The organism is Pseudomonas sp. (assembly GCF_026224925.1).
Taxonomy (GTDB): domain Bacteria; phylum Pseudomonadota; class Gammaproteobacteria; order Pseudomonadales; family Pseudomonadaceae; genus Aquipseudomonas.
In genome coordinates this window covers 1-2,173 of sequence record NZ_JAMFRV010000770.1, presented here as the reverse complement: position 1 = coordinate 2,173, position 2,173 = coordinate 1, and the positions used below count along the sequence as shown (strand labels likewise).

Genomic DNA, 2,173 nt, shown 5'->3' with positions numbered 1-2,173 from the left:
GGTGGGCGACTGCGGCCTGACCGGTCGCAAGATCATCGTCGATAGCTACGGCGGCATGGCCCGTCACGGCGGCGGCGCGTTCTCGGGTAAAGATCCATCGAAGGTAGACCGTTCGGCGGCTTACGCCGGTCGTTACGTGGCGAAAAACATCGTCGCTGCCGGCTTGGCCGAGCGTTGCGAGATCCAGGTTTCCTACGCTATCGGCGTCGCTCAACCGACTTCGATCTCGCTGAACACCTTCGGCACCGGCAAGATCAGCGATGACAAGATCGTCAAACTGGTCCGCGAGCACTTCGACCTGCGTCCATACGCGATCACCAAAATGCTCGACCTGCTGCACCCGATGTACCAGGAAACCGCTGCGTACGGTCACTTCGGTCGTACTCCGGAACTGAAGACCGTTGGTGATGACACCTTCACCACCTTCACCTGGGAAAAAACCGACCGCGCCGCCGACCTGCGCGCTGCTGCTGGTTTGTAAGACCCGCTAAAAAACGCCTCAGTCGACGCACGTTGGCTGGGGCTTTTTTGTGTCTGGAATATTACCTACATCTTTAGGAAGTTTGATGATGCCCTGTGGGACCGAATTCATTCGGGAATCGGTTTCACATTCGACGGCATCTGCGTCTAGCACGACGCCTTCCCGAATAAATTCGGTCCTACAGAGCACTGCAAAACCCTGCAACGACTCAAACCGTCACCGGCCATCTTCAGCAACTACCCTCACAGCACCCTCCCAAGCAAGGATGCTTCGATGCTGCGCTTACTCGCCGGTTGCCTGCTCACCCTCACCTGCCTGACCGCCCATGCCGCAACCAGCCGCCCCGACTGGCCCGCCACCAAAGCGGACAAACACATCTCCACACTGCAACGGCAAATCAGCCAGTGGGACGACAGTTATCACCGTTTGGGCGTTTCTCAGGTGGCCGATGAGCTGTACGACCAATCCCGTGCGCGCCTTACTCAGTGGCGCGCCTGTTTTACGCAAATACCTGCGCCCAATGATGATCCACTCAAAACAGCCAGCGGAACGGTCCTTCATCCAATTCCACACACCGGTTTGAATAAGCTCCCCAGCGAACGTGCCGTGCAAAACTGGCTCAAGGATCGCAAAGACGTCTGGATTCAGCCAAAGGTCGATGGTGTCGCAGTTACGTTGACGTATGAAAAAGGTGAGTTCAAGCAGGCGATCAGCCGCGGCAATGGGCTCAAAGGTCAGGACTGGACCGCTCATGCGCGACTAATACCTGCCATACCGGCGCATCTGCCATGGCCGGAGGATCTTGAGCTGCAGGGCGAGTTGTATTGGCGGCTGCAAGATCATGTACAAGCCAGCGACGGCAGCCTCAACGCACGGAGTAAAGTCGCCGGGCTGTTGGCGCGTAAAACCATTCGTGCAGAAGAAGCGCAAAACGTGGGCCTATTCGTTTGGGATTGGCCCAACGGGCCAGAGTCGTTGCCCGACCGACTGGCCGGGTTAACCGCCATGGGCTTCAACGACAGCGCCCTCTATAGCCATCCGCTGGAGAGTTTTGCACAGGCGAAAGCATGGCGAGAATACTGGTATCGCACGGGGTTGCCCTTCGCCAGCGACGGTGTGGTGATGCGCCAAAGCCTGCGGCCTCCGGCAGAGCGCTGGCAGGCCAAAGCGCCTTATTGGATCGCCGCCTGGAAGTATCCGTTTGCCCAGGCCTTGGCCGAAGTGCGTAAGGTTAATTTCACTATTGGACGCAGCGGGCGAATCACTCCGGTGCTCGATCTTGTACCGGTCACGCTCGACGACCGCCAGATCAAGCGGATCAGCGTCGGCTCTCTAAAACGCTGGGAACAACTGGACATACGCCCCGGTGATCAAATAGCGATCAGCCTTGCCGGACTCACCATCCCGCGTCTGGACAGCGTAGTGTCGCGCAGTCCTGATCGCGCGGTGCTCGACGTCCCGGTGGCGAGCGACTATCACTTCCTCAGTTGCTGGCAGCCGACCGCGGGCTGTGAAAATCAATTTCAGGCGCGGCTGGCGTGGCTAAGCGGCAAGAACGGGTTAGCGCTGGCAGGCGTTGGCCCCGGCACGTGGGACAAGCTGCTGAGCGCGGGGCAGATCAATGGTTTGCTCGACTGGATGACGCTGGATGCGCAAGAGCTTGGTAACATTCCCGGCTTCGGTGAACTCAGC

General features: G+C 58.8%; 2 protein-coding genes. Both read left to right on the top strand.

Going from position 1 to position 2,173, the window contains the following annotated elements:
• Positions 1–481 (top strand): methionine adenosyltransferase domain-containing protein (locus M0974_RS32275; RefSeq protein WP_297846263.1); only part of this gene is annotated, 481 nt, incomplete at its 5' end.
• A gap of 273 nt (positions 482–754) precedes the next feature.
• Positions 755–2,173: NAD-dependent DNA ligase LigB (gene ligB, locus M0974_RS32270; protein ID WP_297846261.1), on the top strand; the 1,419-nt coding region annotated here is incomplete at its 3' end.